The organism is Nonomuraea sp. NPDC000554 (assembly GCF_040300065.1).
In the GTDB taxonomy this organism is placed as follows: domain Bacteria; phylum Actinomycetota; class Actinomycetes; order Streptosporangiales; family Streptosporangiaceae; genus Nonomuraea.
In genome coordinates this window covers 1-16377 of sequence record NZ_JBEPDC010000038.1, presented here as the reverse complement: position 1 = coordinate 16377, position 16377 = coordinate 1, and the positions used below count along the sequence as shown (strand labels likewise).

The 16377-nt window shown below is 72.5% G+C and carries 12 protein-coding genes; 4 read left to right on the top strand and 8 right to left on the bottom strand.

Annotation, left to right across the window (positions count from 1 at the left end):
• Nucleotides 1-10 precede the first annotated feature (10 nt).
• On the top strand, nucleotides 11-985 hold the full coding sequence (locus ABT294_RS44775) for a radical SAM protein (protein WP_350812593.1): 975 nt from the start codon (nucleotides 11-13) through the stop codon (nucleotides 983-985).
• Between the two features lie 64 nt (nucleotides 986-1049).
• Here the strand turns inward: ABT294_RS44775 and ABT294_RS44770 are convergent, their stop codons facing one another.
• From ABT294_RS44770 to ABT294_RS44755, 4 genes are read right to left on the bottom strand one after another with little or no spacing between them, the layout of a single operon-like run.
• Complete coding sequence (locus tag ABT294_RS44770; RefSeq protein ID WP_350812592.1) at nucleotides 1050-1976, bottom strand: D-ribose ABC transporter substrate-binding protein; 927 nt, start codon at nucleotides 1974-1976, stop codon at nucleotides 1050-1052.
• Nucleotides 1977-1990: 14 nt separating this feature from the next.
• Nucleotides 1991-2959 carry an ABC transporter permease gene (locus ABT294_RS44765; protein ID WP_350812591.1) on the bottom strand — a complete coding sequence of 323 codons (969 nt, stop codon included), beginning with the start codon at nucleotides 2957-2959 and terminating at the stop codon, nucleotides 1991-1993.
• Nucleotides 2949-4451 carry a sugar ABC transporter ATP-binding protein gene (locus ABT294_RS44760; RefSeq protein WP_350812590.1) on the bottom strand — a complete coding sequence of 501 codons (1503 nt, stop codon included), beginning with the start codon at nucleotides 4449-4451 and terminating at the stop codon, nucleotides 2949-2951. Before ABT294_RS44760 ends, ABT294_RS44765 begins: the two co-directional genes overlap by 11 nt.
• Nucleotides 4448-5452 (bottom strand): LacI family DNA-binding transcriptional regulator, encoded by a 1005-nt coding sequence (locus ABT294_RS44755; RefSeq protein ID WP_350812589.1) that lies wholly within the window; start codon nucleotides 5450-5452, stop codon nucleotides 4448-4450. The genes ABT294_RS44760 and ABT294_RS44755 overlap by 4 nt, the downstream gene beginning before the upstream one ends.
• 95 nt (nucleotides 5453-5547) lie before the next feature.
• Here ABT294_RS44755 and ABT294_RS44750 point away from each other — a divergent pair, with 95 nt between their 5' ends.
• The gene (locus ABT294_RS44750; RefSeq protein ID WP_350812588.1) at nucleotides 5548-6048 is read left to right on the top strand and encodes a GNAT family N-acetyltransferase; all 501 of its coding nucleotides are present in this window, start codon (nucleotides 5548-5550) and stop codon (nucleotides 6046-6048) included.
• Here the strand turns inward: ABT294_RS44750 and ABT294_RS44745 are convergent.
• Together ABT294_RS44745 and recD2 are read right to left on the bottom strand one after the other, a co-directional pair.
• Nucleotides 6045-7229, bottom strand: a complete 1185-nt coding sequence (locus ABT294_RS44745) for a L,D-transpeptidase (RefSeq protein WP_350812587.1) — start codon at nucleotides 7227-7229, stop codon at nucleotides 6045-6047. The genes ABT294_RS44750 and ABT294_RS44745 overlap by 4 nt on opposite strands.
• Nucleotides 7230-7443: 214 nt before the next feature.
• The gene (recD2, locus tag ABT294_RS44740) at nucleotides 7444-9651 is read right to left on the bottom strand and encodes an SF1B family DNA helicase RecD2 (RefSeq protein WP_350812586.1); all 2208 of its coding nucleotides are present in this window, start codon (nucleotides 9649-9651) and stop codon (nucleotides 7444-7446) included.
• A 105-nt stretch (nucleotides 9652-9756) separates the two neighbouring features.
• On the opposite strand from recD2, the gene ABT294_RS44735 reads away from it, so the two are divergent.
• Both ABT294_RS44735 and ABT294_RS44730 read left to right on the top strand, forming a co-directional pair.
• Nucleotides 9757-11088 carry a serine hydrolase domain-containing protein gene (locus tag ABT294_RS44735; protein ID WP_350812585.1) on the top strand — a complete coding sequence of 444 codons (1332 nt, stop codon included), beginning with the start codon at nucleotides 9757-9759 and terminating at the stop codon, nucleotides 11086-11088.
• Between the two features lie 164 nt (nucleotides 11089-11252).
• The gene (locus ABT294_RS44730) at nucleotides 11253-14450 is read left to right on the top strand and encodes an AfsR/SARP family transcriptional regulator (RefSeq protein ID WP_350812583.1); all 3198 of its coding nucleotides are present in this window, start codon (nucleotides 11253-11255) and stop codon (nucleotides 14448-14450) included.
• A 32-nt stretch (nucleotides 14451-14482) separates the two neighbouring features.
• On the opposite strand, the gene ABT294_RS44725 is transcribed toward ABT294_RS44730, so the two are convergent.
• Together ABT294_RS44725 and ABT294_RS44720 are read right to left on the bottom strand one after the other, a co-directional pair.
• Nucleotides 14483-15292, bottom strand: coding sequence for an ABC transporter permease (locus ABT294_RS44725; RefSeq protein ID WP_350812582.1), 810 nt, complete (start codon nucleotides 15290-15292; stop codon nucleotides 14483-14485).
• Nucleotides 15289-16236: an ATP-binding cassette domain-containing protein gene (locus tag ABT294_RS44720; protein WP_350812581.1), complete on the bottom strand. Its 948-nt coding sequence runs from the start codon at nucleotides 16234-16236 to the stop codon at nucleotides 15289-15291. Before ABT294_RS44720 ends, ABT294_RS44725 begins: the two co-directional genes overlap by 4 nt.
• Nucleotides 16237-16377: the final 141 nt, after the last annotated feature.

The following is a 16377-nucleotide window of genomic DNA, read 5'->3' as shown; positions in this document are numbered from 1 at the left end:
AGGCAGTCGAATGCGTGTTCCACTGGACCGCGTGGGTTGGGACGCGCTTCCGCTTGTCGACGCCGCAGACGAACGTCCGCTGATCGAGCGGCGGGCGGTGCTGCGCGGCGGGTTCTACGAGGCGCAGGCCCGCACGATGATCGAACGGGTGCCGCAGGTGGCGGGCATCGCCCAGCGCTGGGCGATCTCCCCCTACCGGGGCTGCGCCAACGCCTGCCGCGGTTGCGGCGCCCGCGCCGGCCACCGCAAGTTCGGCCTCGACGCCGGGCGCGACTTCGACACCCGCATCGTGGTCAGGCCGAACGCGGTCGAGCGGCTGCGCGCCGAGCTTGCCCGCTGGAGCGGCGAGCCGCTCGCCGTCGGCGTGTCCGGCGACTGCTACCAGCCCGCGGAGCAGACCTACCACCTGATGCCGGGCCTGATCGCCGCGCTCGGCGAGTCCGCCGTGCCGTTCACCGTCTACACCAAGAGCCCGCTCGTGCTGCGTGACGCCGCGCTGCTGGCGCAGGCGGGAGCGCAGGTGGCGGTGTCGATCGCGTTCGTCGACGAGCGCATCCGCCGGGCCGTCGAGCCGGGCGCGGTCGGCGCGCAGGCCCGGCTGGAGTTGGTCGCCGCGCTGGTGGAGGCCGGGGTCGACTGCCGGGTGCTGATGGCGCCGGTGCTGCCGCTGCTCAGCGACGCCGCCGACCAGCTCGCGGCGACCGTCCGCAGGATCGCCGCGACCGGGGCCGGCGCGGTGGAGCCGGTCGTGCTGCGCCTGCCGCCCGCCACGCGCGCGTGGTACCTGGAGTGGCTGGCGCAGGCGCACCCGCACCTGGTGGAGCGCTACGAGGAGCTGTACGACCGCGCGGGTCTGCCCGCCGAAGGATACGAGCGGCGCATCACCGGGCAGATCGCCCAGCTGTGCCAGAGCTACGGCCTGCACGCCGGACCTCCGGCCCCCACGCCGCACGAGCCCCGCTACCCCCAGCTGGCGCTCGTCTGACCCGCTCGTGCGGCCGGGCCTGGCGGTGGCGCGCCCCCAGGCCCGGTGCCGCGGGTTGCGAACGTCAGGACGTCTGGAACTGCGCGGCGTTCTCCTTGGTGGCGACCTTCACCGGAACCGCCACCGTCTTGTCGACGCCCTCCCCCTTGGCGGCCCTGACCGCGGCGTCGAGCGCCTGCTGGCCCAGGAGCCTGGGCTGCTGGGCGACGGTCGCGGCCATCGTGCCCGCCTCGACGGCCTTGAGCCCGTCGGGCGTGCCGTCGAAGCCGACGACCTTGACCTGGCTGCCCGCCTTGCCGCCGAGCGCCTTGATCGCGCCGAGCGCCATCTCGTCGTTCTCGGCGAACACGCCGGTGATGTTCGGGTGCGACTGCAGCAGGTTGGTCATCACGTCCAGGCCCTTGGCGCGGTCGAAGTCGGCCGGCTGCTTGGCCACGACCTGGATGCCGGGGTAGGCCTTGATGCCGTCGGCGAAGCCCTGGCCGCGGTCGCGGGAGGCCGAGGTGCCCGGGGTGCCCTGCAGCACCACCACCACGCCCTTCCCGCCGAGCTGCTTGGCCAGCTCCTGGGCGGCCTGCTTGCCGCCCGAGACGTTGTCGGAGGCGACGGTCTGGGTCACCTCGGCGCCGTTGATGCCGCGGTCGGCGGCGACGACCGGGATGCTGGAGCGGTCGGCCGCCTTGACCGCGGGCGCGGCGGCGTCGGAGTCGACCGGGTTGATGATGATCGCCTTCATCGCCTGGCTGGTGAAGTTCTGGACCTGGTTCACCTGCTGGGAGGCGTCGTTCTGGGCGTCGGTGACGGTGAGCTGGACGCCGAGCCTGCTCGCCTCGGCCTGCGCGCCGTCGCGCAGCTGGACGAAGTACGGGTTGTTCAGCGTCGACACCGACATGCCGATCTTGACGTCGCCGGAGGCGCCGCCGTCGGAGCCGCAGGCGGCCAGGCCGAGCGTGAGAGCGGCACCCGCTATGACGATTGCGGAAATCCGCATGGTGTTGTCCCTTTCTAGTTCGTTCCCCTGCGGCGCAGGGTGTCGACGAGGACCGCCAGGGCGATCACGACGCCGATCACGACCTGCTGCCAGAACGCCGATACCGACAGCAGGTTCAGGCCGTTGCGCAGCACGGCCAGGATGAGCGCGCCGACGAAGGTGCCCAGTGCGCGGCCCTTGCCGCCCGACAGGCTGGCGCCGCCGATGACGACGGCGGCGATCGCGTCGAGTTCGTAGCCGGCCGCGGCCTGCGGCTGGGCGGAGGCCAGGCGGCTTGCCAGCACGATACCGGCCACCGCGGCGAACGCCCCCGACAGCGCGTAGGTGACGAGCTTCTGCCGGTTGACCTTGATACCGGACAGGCGGGCGGCCTCCTCGTTGCCGCCGATGGCGTACATGGCGCGTCCGGGGTAGGTGCGGTTGAGGATGACGGCCGCGACCACGCCCATGACGATCATGACGATGACGGGGATCGGCAGGTAGCCGCCGAGGGTGTCGCCGAGGTGGGAGACGGCCTCGGGCATCGCGATGGGGCTGCCCTGGGAGATGACCAGCGCCAGGCCGCGGGCGACGCCGAGCATGGCCAGGGTGGCGATGAACGGCGGCAGCTTGCCGTAGGCGACGAGGGCGGCGTTGACCAGCCCGCAGGCCACGCCGACCGCCAGGGAGACGACGGTGGCCAGCGGCCAGGGCAGGCCGGCGTGGGTGGCGGTCCAGGCCAGGGTGATCGCCGACAGGGCGGCCACCGAGCCGACCGACAGGTCGATGCCGCCGGTGACGATGACGAACGTGGCGCCGAAGGCGAGGATGGCCGTAACGGCGGCCTGCACGCCGACGTTGAGCAGGTTGGTCAGGCTGAGGAAGTCCGCCGACAGCAGCGACAGCGCCACGACCAGCGCGACGAGGGCGACCAGGGCACCGTTCTCGGCCAGCCAGGCGGCGGCCGGTGCGCGCCGGACGAGTGCGGTGGTGTTACTGGACACGACTTGCCTCCACGTCGGTGACCGCCAGCGCCATGACCGCGTCCTGGGTGGCCTCGGCGGCGGGCAGCTCACCGACGAGCCGCCCGCGGGCCATGACCAGGATCCGGTCGCTCATGCCGAGGATTTCCGGCAGGTCACTGGAGATCATGAGGACCGCGCGGCCCGAGTCGGTCAGCGCGTTGATGAGCTGGTAGATCTCGACCTTGGCGCCGACGTCGATGCCGCGCGTCGGCTCGTCGAGGATGAGGACGCCGGCGTCGGCGACGAGCCACTTGCCGATGACGACCTTCTGCTGGTTGCCACCTGACAGGGTGCGGACCTCCTGGTCCAGGCCGGTCATGCGGATGGCGAGCTGTTCGGCGACCTTGGCGGCTTCGCGGCGCTGGGCGCGCAGGTCGACGAAGCCGGCCCGGGTCGCCTGGCGCAGGGTGACCAGGCCGAGGTTGGCGGCGACGTCGTCGCCGAGCACCAGCCCCTGCCCCTTGCGGTCCTCCGGGACGAGCCCGAGCCCGGCGCGCATGGCGGCGTGGACGTCCGCGCGGGCGAGGGGTTCGCCCCGGACGCTGACCTGGCCGGAGTCGTAGCGGTCGGCCCCGAAGACGGCTCTGGCCACCTCGGTGCGCCCGGCGCCGACGAGCCCGGCCACGCCGACGACCTCGCCGGCGCGCACCTCGAAGGAGACGTCGTCGAAGGCGCCCCTGCGGCTGAGCCTGCGCACGGTCAGCAGCGCCTCGCCCACCTCGGCGGGCCGGCGGGGGAAGTGCTGGTCGATGGGGCGGCCGACCATCAGGCGGACGAGCTCGTTCTGGGGAGTGTCGGCGGCGACCTCGGCGACCGAGCGGCCGTCGCGCAGGACCGTGACCCGGTCGCCGATCTCGGCGATCTCCTCCAGGTGGTGGGTGATGAACACGACGGCCACGCCGGCGTCGCGCAGCTGGCGCACGATGGCGAAGAGCTTGTCGACCTCGCCGGTGGTCAGCACCGCGGTGGGCTCGTCCATGATCAGGATGCGGGCGTTGAGCGCGAGCGCCTTGGCGATCTCGACCATCTGCATGCGGGCGATGCCGAGGCTGGCGATGGGGGCGGCGGGGTCGACGTCGACGCCGACGCGGGCCAGCAGCTCGGCGGCCTGGCGGCGCATGGCGCGGGTGTCGACGAAGCCGAACCTGCGCGGCGGCCGCCCCAGCGCCAGGTTCTCGGCGACGGTGAGCTGCGGGACGAGGTTGAACTCCTGGTAGATGGTGGCGATGCCGAGCCGCTGGGCGGTGCCGGCGTCGCGGATGTCGACCGGCTGCCCGTCGATGAGGACGCGGCCCTCGTCGGGGTGGTAGGCGCCGGACAGCATCTTGATCAGCGTGCTCTTGCCGGCGCCGTTCTCGCCGAGCAGGACGTGCACCTCGCCGGGCCGCAGTGTCAGGTCGACCCCGTCGAGGGCCTGCACGCCGGGGAAGCTCTTGCGCAGGCCCTCCGCTCTGAGAATCTCCTGGGTCACCTCATGATCCCTTTCCGCTGGCACGATTGGCGAATCACCAGATGCGCAGGTAGGACGGTTGATGGGGCCGGCTGGTGGCGGACGCGGCGAAGCAGCAGCTGCACGGCGCGCCGCCCCATCTCGGCGGTCGGCTGGGCGATGGCGGTGATGGGCGGCTCGATGTGCCGGAACCACGTGACGTCGTCGAAGGAGGCGACAGCCACGTCACGGGGGATGCGCAGCTTCCTGGCGCGGATCTCCTCCAGGCCGCCGAGCGTCATCAGGTTGTCGCCGAAGAAGATGGCGTCGGGGGGCGTGGGCAGGTCGAGCAGCTCGGCGGTGATGCTCCGGCCGCTGCCTTCGCGGAAGTCGCCGTACCGGACGTACTCGGGGGGCGCGCTCAGGCCGGCCGCGCTCAGGGCGTCGGTGAAGGCGCGGGTGCGTTCGCGTCCGGTCGACAGCGTCGACGGCCCGGAGGCGAGCGCGAGGTGCCGGTGGCCCTGGTCGTGCAGGTGCTTGACGAGCTCGGTGATGGCGGCCGAGCCGTCGGAGCGCACGCACGGCACGTCCAGGCCGTCGATGGTGCGGTCGAGGAAGACCAGCGGCGCGCCCGCCTCGGCCAGCTGCTGCACCAGCGGGGTCAGCTCGGCGGTCGGGCAGATGAGCAGCCCGTCGACGCGCTGTTCGAGCAGGGTGCGCACGTAGTGGTCCTGCTCGTCGGCGCGCTCGTCGGCGTTGCCCATGACGACGGTGAAGCCCTCGCGGCGGGCCTCGTCCTCCACGCTTCTGGCCAGCTCGGTGAAGAAGGGGTTGAGGATGTCGCCGATGATCAGGCCGAGGGTGCGGGTGGCGGTGGTGCGCAGCGAGCGGGCCACCGCGTTGGGCACGTAGTTGAGCGCCGTCATCGCGTCGTGCACGCGGCGGCGGGTGTCGTCGGTGACCGACGGATGGTCGTTCAGGACGCGTGAGACCGTGGCGACGGACACTCCCGCGTGCGCGGCCACGTCCTTGATGCGCGCCATCGGCTCCTCCGCTCCCGATCATGTAATCGATTACATCGGCAGCATATGTAATCGATTACATGGTCACAAGTGTCTCAAGCCATAGACTTCCGGACATGAAGCTCCGCGAGGGGGACGGCCGGGACGTGGCCGCCGTGCTGGACATGCTCGACGGCGCCGTGGCCTGGCTGGTGTCGCAGGGGCGCAACGGGCAGTGGGGCAGCGAGCCGTTCAGCGGCGACGCCAAGCGCGTCGCGCAGGTCACCGGCTGGGCCGAGGGCGACGGCATGCGCATCGCCGAGATCGACGGCCTGCCCGCCGGCTGCGTGGTCGTCGGCGCGGCGAACCACTATGTCAAGCCCGCCACCGAGCCGGAGCTGTACGTCCAGGCGCTGGTCACCGACCGCCGCCACGCCGGGCGCGGCGTGGGCGCGGCGCTGCTGGCCTGGGCCGAGCAGGAGGCCGTGGCCCGTGGGGTGGGCCTGCTGCGCGTCGACTGCTACGCCGGCCACGACGGCCGCCTGATCGCCTACTACGAGAGCCGCGGATTCACCCGGGCCGAGCCGTTCACCGTCGGCTCCTGGCCCGGGATGCTCCTGCACAAGCGGCTGGGCTAGAGCGCGCTGCCCTTCTTCCACTGGGAGAACGGCAGCTGCCAGAAGCCCCAGCCGTTGTTCCACTCCAGCTCGCGGGTGGTGCCGACGATGTCGACGACGTCACCGCGCTGGAAGTTGTCGTAGAACCACTTGGCCTGGTCGGGGCGGGAGTTGATGCAGCCGTGGCTGACATTGCGCACGCCCTGCGCCCAGACGTTGTCCTTGGCGTGGACGTACTCGCCGGAGTTGGAGATCCGCACGGCGTGGTTGATCATCACGTCGTAGTAACCCGGGTCGCCCTTCTTGCGGCCCGGCGAGATCATCCGCACCGGGTTGCCGCGCTCCATCGTCAGGTGCACGCCCGAGGTGGTGGTGTACTCGCGGGTGGTGGCCATCCCGGCGCTGATGCGCATCGTCTGCACGCGCTTGTTGTCGCGGTAGACGTACATCATGTGCTTCTTGGCGTCCACCTTGCTGATCACCCTGGCGCCGATCTTCAGGGTGGTGTCGTAGTCCTCGACCCCGTACAGGCCCTTGCCGCCCTTGACGCCGGTCAGGCGGGCGTTGAAGGTGACCTTCTGGTGGGCCGGCCAGTACTTGGCGGTTCGGTAGATGACGACCGTGTCGTTGATCCACCGCCAGGCGCCGTCCACGGGCTTCTCCGACTCGACCTCCAGCGCCTGCTCCACCGACGCCTTGTCGGAGACCGGCTGGTTGAAGGTGACGATGATCGGCGCCCCCACGCCGACCGTCTCCCCCTTGGCGCTCGGCGTGACGTCGGCGACCTTCAGCTCCCGCTCGGGCGTCTGCGTCTTGAAGGTGGCCGCGGCGCTGGTCGGCCCCGACTTGGCCGAGACGTTGTAGCTGCTGGACGGCTTGAGCGGGCCCTTGGAGACCCACCTGGTCTTGTCCGCGTTGTACTTGCCCTGGACCTGGCTCCCGCCACCCTCGACGACGACCTCGTCCAGCGTGCCGCCGGCGGCCGTCACCACGATCTTCTTCTCCGGGCTGACCTTCGCACTGCCCTGTGCGGGCGTTATCTTGATCGTCGGCGCCTGCGGCGTCTGCGACGTGGACGCCTCCGGAGCGGCCGCGTCGCCAGTGCCCGGCTTCCCACCGCCCGAGCACGAAGCCGTCAGGGTGGCCGCGGTCAGCAGCGCCAGTCCCGCAACAGGCTTCTTCCAACGGGGCGCAACGTTCAACTCGGTCCTCTCCCCCATTACAGCAATCTGCCCTTAAAAACCTTAATGCTCCTGCATGTAAGACGCAGAATCATTTGGGAGAGTTCGGTCACATTTCGATCACTTGCTGCATCCAGCCCCAGGTCAACCAGGGGTAACGAAGACCGGTCAGACGGCCCGTCGCCGGAACGGCGGCGTTAACGGGAGCCGCGGCGCGGAAAAGCGGGTATCGGTCTCAGCGCTGTGACAGGCGGTGGGTGAGGCTGGTGTGGCGGCGCCCGGCGCCCTTGGTGCGCACGGCCTGCGCCAGCGCCCGCCGCGAGCCGACGATCACCACCAGTTTCTTGGCGCGGGTGATCGCGGTGTAGAGCAGGTTGCGCTGCAACATCATCCAGGCGCTGGTGGCCAGCGGGACGACCACGGCCGGGTACTCGCTGCCCTGCGAGCGGTGGATGGACACCGCGTAGGCGTGGGCCAGCTCGTCCAGCTCGTCGAAGGCGTAGTCGACGTGCTCGTCCTCGTCGGTCAGCACGGTGAGCTTGTGCTCGTCCGGACGGATGTCGACCACGATGCCCACCGTGCCGTTGAACACCCCGGCCGCGCCCTTGTCGTAGTTGTTGCGCAGCTGGGTGACCTTGTCGCCGACGCGGAAGACCCGCCCGCCGTAGCGGCGCTCGGGAAGGTCCTCCCTGCCCGGCGTCAGCGCCTCCTGCAGCGCGATGTTCATCGCCCCCGCGCCCGCCGCGCCGCGGTGCATCGGAGCCAGCACCTGCACGTCGCGGCGCGGGTCGAGGCCGAACTTGCGGCGGATGCGCCGGGCCACGACGTCCACGGTCAGCGCGGCGATCTCCTCCGGCTCCTCGCACGGGAACAGGAAGAAGTCCGTCATCCCCTCCAGGACCGGGTGGCGGCCGGTGTTGACGCGGTGCGCGTTGACGACCACCCCCGACTCCTGGGCCTGGCGGAAGATCTGGGTCAGCCGCACCCGGGGCACGTCGGCCGCGCCGAGCAGGTCCTTGAGCACCTCGCCCGCCCCCACCGAGGGCAGCTGGTCGACGTCGCCCACGAACAGCAGGTGCGTGCCCGGCGCGACGGCCTTGACCAGCTTGTTGGCCAGCAGCAGGTCCAGCATGGACGCCTCGTCGACCACCACCAGATCGGCGTCGAGCGGGTTGTCGCGGTCGAAGGTGGCCTCCCCGCCGGGACGCAGCTGCAGCAGCCGGTGCACGGTGGTGGCCTCGTGCCCAGTCAGCTCGGCCAGCCGCTTGGCGGCCCGGCCGGTCGGGGCGGCCAGGATCACCCGGGCGCGCTTGGCGCGGGCCAGCAGCACGATGGAGCGGACGGTGAAGCTCTTGCCGCAGCCGGGGCCGCCGGTCAGCACGGCCACTTTCTCCGTCAGCGCCAGCCGGACCGCCTGGCGCTGCTCGGCGGCCAGCTCGGCGCCCGTCTGGCCGTGCAGCCAGCTCTCGGCCCGCTCCCAGTCGACGTCGGCGAACGCCTTCAACCGGTCGTGCCCCGAGCGCAGCAGCGACATCAGGCCGGAGGCCAGCGACAGCTCGGCGCGGTGGAAGGGCGGCAGGTAGACGGCGGGCACGACGTTCTCGCCCGCGGGGATCTCCTCGCGCACCACCCCCTCCTCGCCGACCAGCTCCTCCAGGCAGGTGGCGACCAGCTCGGCCGGCACGTCGAGGATCTTGACGGCGTCGCCGACCAGGTTGGGGGCGGGCAGGTAGCAGTGGCCGTCGTCGGCCGCCTGCGACAGCGTGTAGCGAAGCCCCGCCTTGACGCGTTCCGGGCTGTCGTGCGGGATGCCGACGGCCTGGGCGATGGTGTCGGCGGTCTTGAAGCCGATGCCCCACACGTCGTCGGCCAGCTTGTACGGCTGGCTCCTGACGACGGAGACGGAGCTCTCGCCGTACTGCTTGAAGATGCGCACCGCGATCGAGGTGGACACCCCGACCCCCTGCAAGAAGATCATCACCTCTTTGATGATCTTCTGTTCCTCCCAGGCGGCCGCGATCATCTTGGTCCGCTTGGGACCCAGCCCCGGCACCTCGACCAGGCGCTGCGGCTCCTGCTCGATCACCTCCAGGGTGCCGGTGCCGAAGTGGTCGACGATCCGCTCGGCCATCTTCGGGCCGATGCCCTTGATGAGGCCCGAGCCCAGGTAACGGCGGATGCCCTGCACCGTGGCCGGCAGCACCGTGGCGTACGACCACACCTCGAACTGCCTGCCGTAGCGCGGATGCGACGTCCAGCGGCCGGTCAGCCGCAGCGACTCGCCGACCTGCGCCCCCAGCAGCGGCCCCACCACGGTCAGCAGCTCCGCGCCGGACCGGTCGGTCGCCACCCGCGCGATGGTGTAGCCGGTCTCCTCGTTGGCGTAGGTGATGCGCTCGAGGACGGCCTCCAGCTCGCTGCCTGGGGGACGCTCCTGAGCCATGGGCAGCATTCTGCCGCAACCGGCAGCCGCGATCACCGCCGAGCTGATCGGGCCCGAGCTGATCGGGCCCGAGCTGATCCACCGTGACGGCTACGCTTGGAGCCTATGAACCAGGTGGGTGAGACGACGGCGCGGGCGCTGCTGCGCAGGCTGGCCGTCGAACAGGCCGAGTGCAGGGTGCCGTCGCTGACGGCCGCGATCGTCCGCGACGGCGAACTGGCGTGGTTCGGCGGGCGCGGCCGCGTCGGCGGCCTGCCGCCGACGGCCGAGACGCAGTACCGGCTCGGGTCCATCACCAAGAGCCTGGTGGCCGCCGTCGTGCTGCGGCTGCGCGACGAAGGACGGCTCGACCTGCTCGACCCCCTCGCCAAGCACCTGCCGGGCACCCCGTTCGGCGACGTCACCCTGGCCCAGTTGCTGTCGCACACCGCCGGGCTCAGCGCCGAGCCGCCCACCGACTGGTGGGAGCGCACGCCCGGCCTGCCCACCGCCGACCTGCTCGCCCGGCTGGAGCCCGGCCACCGCAAACACCGGCCGGGCCGCCGCTACCACTACTCCAACACCGGCTTCGCGCTGCTCGGCGAGGTCGTCGCCCGGCTGCGCGGCGTGCCCTGGCTGCGGGCCGTCCAGGAGGAGGTGCTCGGCCCGCTCGGCATGACCGGCACCACCGAGCGCCCGCGCGCACCCCACGCCACCGGGTACGCCGTGCACCCGTTCGCCGACGTCCTGCTGCCGGAGCCCGAGCACGACGCCGAGGCCATGGCGCCCGCCGGGCAGCTCTGGTCCACCTCGCTCGACCTGGCCCGCTGGGCCGCGTTCATCGCCGGCGACACCGGCGGGGTCCTGGCCCCCGAAACCGTCGCCGAGATGCGCGAACCCGCCACCGTCAACGACGGCGACGCCTGGACCAGCGGCTACGGGCTGGGCCTGCAACTCGCCCGGCACGCCGGCCGCCGCCTGGCCGGGCACACCGGCTCCATGCCCGGCTTCCTGGCCACCGTCTGGGCCGACCCCGCCGACCGGATCGGCGTGCTGTTCATGGCCAACACCACCTCCGGCCTGTCCGACGGGCTGCTGACCGACCTGCTGGCCATCCTGGACGAGCACGAGCCCCGCCTGCCGGACGAGTGGCGGCCCGCCGCCGCCGACCCCGACCTGCTGGCCCTGACCGGCCTGTGGCACTGGGGCCCGACCCCCTACGTGCTGCGCCTGCTGCCCGAGCGCGGCCTGTCGCTCACCCCGGCGTCCGGCAAGGGACGCACGTCCCGGTTCGTTCCGCAGGACGACGGCACCTGGCTCGGCCTCGACGGCTACTACGCCGGTGAGACGCTGCGCGTGGGGGCCGACCACCTCGACCTCAACACGTTCATCTTCACCCGCACCCCCTACGATCCGTCCGCCCCCGTTCCCGGCGGCGTCGAGGAGTGGCAGGCCTGAACGCGCCACCGCGCCGCACCCCCAGAGGTGGGTGCGGCGCGGACGGGTTCGGGTGCGCTGGAAGAACGCGCGGAGATCAGGACGTCGTCGTAGAGGTGACCTGCCGCAGCCGATGAACGACTTCCAGCGGAGGGCGAGCCGCCGATCGGTGGCAGCATGGACGTGTGCGCGTCGGAATCCTGGGGCCGCTGGAGGTGGACGGACCCGCCGTCGGCGGAGCCCGGCTGCGCCGGCTGCTGGCACGGCTGGCGCTGGCGGCCGGGCAGACCGTCACCGTCGAACAGCTCTCTGAGGCGCTGTGGCCGGACGACCAGCCCGGCGACCCCGCCAACGCCCTGCAGTCGCTCGTCTCCCGGCTGCGCCGCCTGCTGCCCGACCCTTCGGCGCTCGCCTCGACCCCCGGCGGCTACCGTCTCGACGCCGCCACCGACGCCCACGACTTCGACCGTCTCACCGCACAGGCCCGCCGCGCCGGCAGCCCGGCTGAGCGGGCCCGCCTGCTGGACGCGGCCCTTCGCCTGTGGCGCGGCCCCGCCCTGGGCGAACTGGCCGGCGCCCCCTTCGCCGTCGGCTACGCCGCCCGGCTGGAGGAAGCCCGCCTGACGGCCGTCGAAGAGCACGCCGAAGCCGAACTGGCCGCCATCACCCAGCTCGCCACCGCACGCGGCGGGCTCGCGTCGCTGATCGCGCGGCTCAGCGAGCTCACCGCCCGCCACCCGCTGCGGGAGCGACTGCACGCCACCCGCATCAAGGCTCTGCACGCGGCAGGGCGCGACGCCGAGGCGCTGGCCGCCTACGAGGAGGCCAGGCGTAGGCTCGCCGACGAGCTCGGCGCCGATCCCGGCCCCGAACTCCGGGACATCCACCTGGCCCTGCTGCGTCCGGAGCCCGTCCGGCCCGCCCGCACCAACCTGCGCGCCCCGCTGACCAGCTTCGTCGGACGGGCCGGCGAGATCGACCGCATCCGTGCCCAACTCCGTCAGGGCCGCCTCGTCACGCTGGTGGGCCCGGGCGGCGCGGGCAAGACGCGCCTGGCCACCACGGTCGCCGCGGCCCTCCTCCAGGAAGGCGTCTCCGTCTCCCGCGAGGACACTCCGAACGGTGACGCCTCGCGCGGTGGGCGGCCGGCTGTGTGGCTGGTCGAGCTGGCGTCCGTGAGCGATCCCCGTGACGTCCCTCAGGCGGTGCTGTCCGTGCTCGGGCAGGCGCCTCTGCTCGGTGGCGCGCGCGACACCATCGGGCGGCTGGTCGACGTCGTCGGCACCGGCCAGGTGCTGCTCGTCCTCGACAACTGCGAGCACCTGCTCGACCCGGTCGCCCGCCTGGCTGAGGAGCTGCTCGGCAGATGCCCCCGGCTGCGGATCCTGGCCACCAGCCGCGAGCCGCTGGCCCTGGTGGGCGAGGCGCTCTGCCCGGTGCCGCCGCTGCCGCCCGACCCCGCCGTCGAGCTGTTCACCGACCGGGTGACCGCCGTGCAGCCCGGCTTCGCGCTCACCGGCGAGAACGAGGCCGGCGTGCGCGAGGTGTGCCGCCGTCTGGACGGTCTGCCGCTGGCCATCGAGCTGGCCGCCGCCCGGCTGCGGGCGCTGACGCTGGAGCAGCTCGCGTCCCGCCTCGACGACCGGTTCGTCCTGCTGACGGGGGGCAGCCGCACCGCGCTGCCCCGCCACCAGACGCTGCGCGCGGTGGTCGCCTGGAGCTGGGACCTCCTGGACGAGCCGGAACGCCGCCTCGCCGAACGGCTGGCCGTCTTCCCCGGCACCTTCGACCTCGCCGCCGCCGAGCACCTGGGCAGCCTGGACGCCGGACGAGCAGGCGGCCCGTTCGGGGAGAGCGCCGAGGCCACCGGGCACGGGGCCGCACCTCCTGGCGGCACGCTTGATCTGCTCGCCGCGCTCGTCGACAAGTCGTTGCTGCACGGCGACGGCCAGGGCCGCTACCGGATGCTCGAGACCATCCGGGAGTACGGGCTGGAGCGGCTGTCGGAGCGCGGGCACGCCGCGCCGGTGCGGGCCGCGCACGCCGCCTACTTCCTGCGGTTCGCCGAGCGGGCCGAGCCGTTCCTGCGCACGGGCGAGCAGCTGGTCTGGATGGCGAAGCTGACCAGCGAGGAGGACAACGTGCTGGCCGCGCTGCACTTCGCGGTCGACACCGAAGACGCCGACACCGCGGTCAGGCTCGCCGCGGCGGTCAGCCAGTTCTGGACGAGCACCGGCAGACGGATGGAGGCCGTCGGATGGCTGCGCATGGCGCTGCGGGTGCCCGGCGACGCACCCCTCGCCGCCAGGGCCGTGGCCACCGCCATGTGCCTGCTCAACACCGCCACCGCCGGCGGGTTCGCCCGGCTGGACGACGTCCTGGAGGAGATGCGCGTCGTCGCGTCCGTCACCGATCCGGACCGTCCGGTGCTGGCCCTGCTGGAACCTTCGCTGGCGCTGTTCACCGACAGCACCGAGCACGGCCTGCGCATCATCCAGGGGCGACTGGACCACCCCGACCCGTGGGCGCGCGGGGTGCTGCGCATGATCAGGGCCGCCATCCTGGAGAACGACGGCGACATGGCGGCCTCCCGCGCCGACCTGGTCATCGCCGTCGAGCAGCTCACCCAGGTGGGCGAGCGCTGGGCGCTCAGCATGGCGCTGACCTCACTGGCCGAGACGCACTCGGCGTTCGGCGACTTCGACGGCGCGATCGGCGCGCTGCGCCGGGCGATCGTGCTGATCCAGGAGCTGAACCCCGGCGACGACGCGGGGCACCAGCGCGTCGGCCTGGCCACGTGCTACCTGTGCAAGGGCGACGTACGGCAGGCGCGGGCCGAGCTGATGCGGATGGTCGAGGCGGGCGAGCACGAGATGGCCGCCCGTAACGTCTCCTTCGCCCGGCTCGGGCTCGGCGACCTGGCCCGCCTGGAAGGCGACCTGGACGAGGCGGCCCGCCAGTACGCGCACGCCCACGAGCTGATGGGTGACGCCTCGTTCATCGCGCCGCAGTTCCGCGCTCTGATGCTGGTCGCCAGGGCGCACCTCGCAGTCGCGCTCGCCGACCCCGCCACCGCCGCGGCCCAGGTCGCGCGCGCGGTGGCGCTGGCGCTGAAGGCCATGGACATGCCGGTCGTCGGCCGGATCGGGGTGGCCAGCGCGGCCGTGGCCGCCGCCGACGGCGACCCGCGCCGTGCGGCCGTCCTGCTGGGCATGGCCCACGGGCTGCGCGGCGCCCCCGACATGCTCAACCCCGACATCGCGCGCCTGGCCGAGCGGCTGCGGGCCACGCTGGGGCCCGACGAGTACGGCAAGGCCTACGACGAAGGCCGCGACGCCGATCGGGAGCAGGCCCTGGCCCTGGTACGCCACCCGCGTCGCTGACGGCCTGCCCGGCCCGCGTGCCGGGCAGGCCGTCAGGTGCGTCGCCGGTAGGCGCGCACCGCCAGGGGCGCGAAGACGGCCAGGAACACCAGGCCGGAGGCCAGCGTCCAGATCACCGAGCTGCCGACCGGGCCGCCGAGCATGAGCGCGCGCGAGGCGTCCATGGCGTGGTTGACCGGGTTGACGTCCAGCCACGCCTGCAGCCAGCCCGGCAGCGTGCCCTTAGGCGTGATCATGCTGGTGCCGAAGGTGAGCGGGAAGAGCACCAGGAAGGCCGTCCCCTGCACCCCGCCCGGCTCCCGCATCAGCACTCCGAGCAGCACGAACGCCCAGCTGACGCAGAACGCAAAGTACACGGTCAGCAGGCAGGCGCCCAGCGCCGACAGCGGGTCGGTGCCGATGCGGAACCCCAGCGCGTAACCGAAGCCCAGCAGCACCACGATCGCCACCAGGTAGCGGATCAGGTCGCCCAGCACCGAGCCGATCAGCGGCGCTGAGCGGGCGATGGGCAGGCTGCGGAAACGATCGAAGACGCCTTTCTTGATGTCGGTGTTGAGGTTGACGCCGGTGGCCATGCCGCCGAACATCACCGTCTGCACCAGGATCGCGGGCAGCAGGAACTGCAGGTAGTCGTGGGTGTTGCCGGAGACGGCACCGCCCAGCAGGAACACGTAGATGACGACGAAGATGACCGGCTGCAGCGTCACGTCCAGGAGCTGCTCGGGGGTGCGCAGGGTCTTGACGACGCTGCGTCCGGCCAGCGCGAGACTGTGCCTGACCAGGCCGAACGGGCGCTTGTGCAGGCGGGCGGGAGTGGAGGTGCGTTCCGTGGTCAGCGTCATGCCGCCGCCTCCTGTTCCGCGTGGTGGCCGGTCAGGGTGAAGAAGACCTCGTCCAGGCTGGGCAGGCGCAACGACAGCTCGGTGACCGTGATGCCGGCCGCGTCGAGCCTGCGCACGATCTCGGTGAAGGCGGCGTCGCCCTCGACCGGGACCGTGGTCACGCCGCGTCCCGGCGACTCGGCCGGACGTCCGGCCACGGCGGCGATGACGGCGGCCGCCTCCTCCAGGCGGGACGCGTCCGCCGGGCGCACCAGCACGGTCTGGCCGCCGACGACCCGCTTCAGCTCGGCGGGAGTGCCGTGGGCGATGACCCTGCCGTGGTCGATCACGGAGATCTCGTCGGCCAGCGCGTCGGCCTCCTCCAGGTACTGGGTGGTCAGCAGGACGGTGACGCCGTCGGCGACCAGGCCGCGGATGATGTTCCACACGTCCTCGCGCTTGGCCGGGTCCAGGCCGGTGGTCGGCTCGTCCAGGAAGATCACCTCGGGGCGGCCGACCAGGCTGGCGGCCAGGTCCAGGCGGCGGCGCATGCCTCCGGAGTAGGTGCTCGCCCGACGGTCGGCGGCCTCGGCCAGGCCGAAGTCCGTCAGCAGCCGCGCCGCCCTGGCCCTGGCGTCACGGCCGTGCAGGTCCAGGAGCCGTCCGATGAGGACGAGGTTCTCGGTGCCTGTCAGGTCCTCGTCCACCGAGGCGTACTGGCCGGTCAGGCCGATGAGGCGGCGCACCTGCGACGGGTGGCGGGCCACGTCCAGGCCGCCCACGCTGGCACGGCCCTCGTCGGCGCGCAGCAGCGTGGCCAGGATGCGCACCGCCGTCGTCTTGCCCGCGCCGTTGGGGCCGAGCACCCCGAGGACCGTGCCCTGCGCGGCCGACAGGTCGATGCCGTCCAGGGCGGTCGTCGTGCCGAAGCGTTTGACCAGCCCTTCTGCTTCGAATGCGTTCATGGGCCCATCGTCGGGCGGGCCGCTGTCAGTTCCCGCACAGATCGCTGTCAGCGTGCCAGCCCCGCCGCCAGCCCCGCCGCCAGCCCCGCCGCCAGCCCCGCCGCCAGCCCCGCCGCCAGCCCCGCCGCCAGCCCCGCGGCC

Coding starts and splice junctions, on each gene's coding strand:
- ABT294_RS44770 (WP_350812592.1), bottom strand. CDS start 1,976: ATGCGGATTTCCGCAATCGTCATAGCGGGTGCCGCTCTCACGCTCGGC.
- ABT294_RS44755 (WP_350812589.1), bottom strand. CDS start 5,452: ATGGCGCGCATCAAGGACGTGGCCGCGCACGCGGGAGTGTCCGTCGCC.
- ABT294_RS44775 (WP_350812593.1), top strand. CDS start 11: ATGCGTGTTCCACTGGACCGCGTGGGTTGGGACGCGCTTCCGCTTGTC.
- ABT294_RS44720 (WP_350812581.1), bottom strand. CDS start 16,236: ATGAACGCATTCGAAGCAGAAGGGCTGGTCAAACGCTTCGGCACGACG.
- recD2 (WP_350812586.1), bottom strand. CDS start 9,651: ATGGCTCAGGAGCGTCCCCCAGGCAGCGAGCTGGAGGCCGTCCTCGAG.
- ABT294_RS44735 (WP_350812585.1), top strand. CDS start 9,757: ATGAACCAGGTGGGTGAGACGACGGCGCGGGCGCTGCTGCGCAGGCTG.
- ABT294_RS44750 (WP_350812588.1), top strand. CDS start 5,548: ATGAAGCTCCGCGAGGGGGACGGCCGGGACGTGGCCGCCGTGCTGGAC.
- ABT294_RS44725 (WP_350812582.1), bottom strand. CDS start 15,292: ATGACGCTGACCACGGAACGCACCTCCACTCCCGCCCGCCTGCACAAG.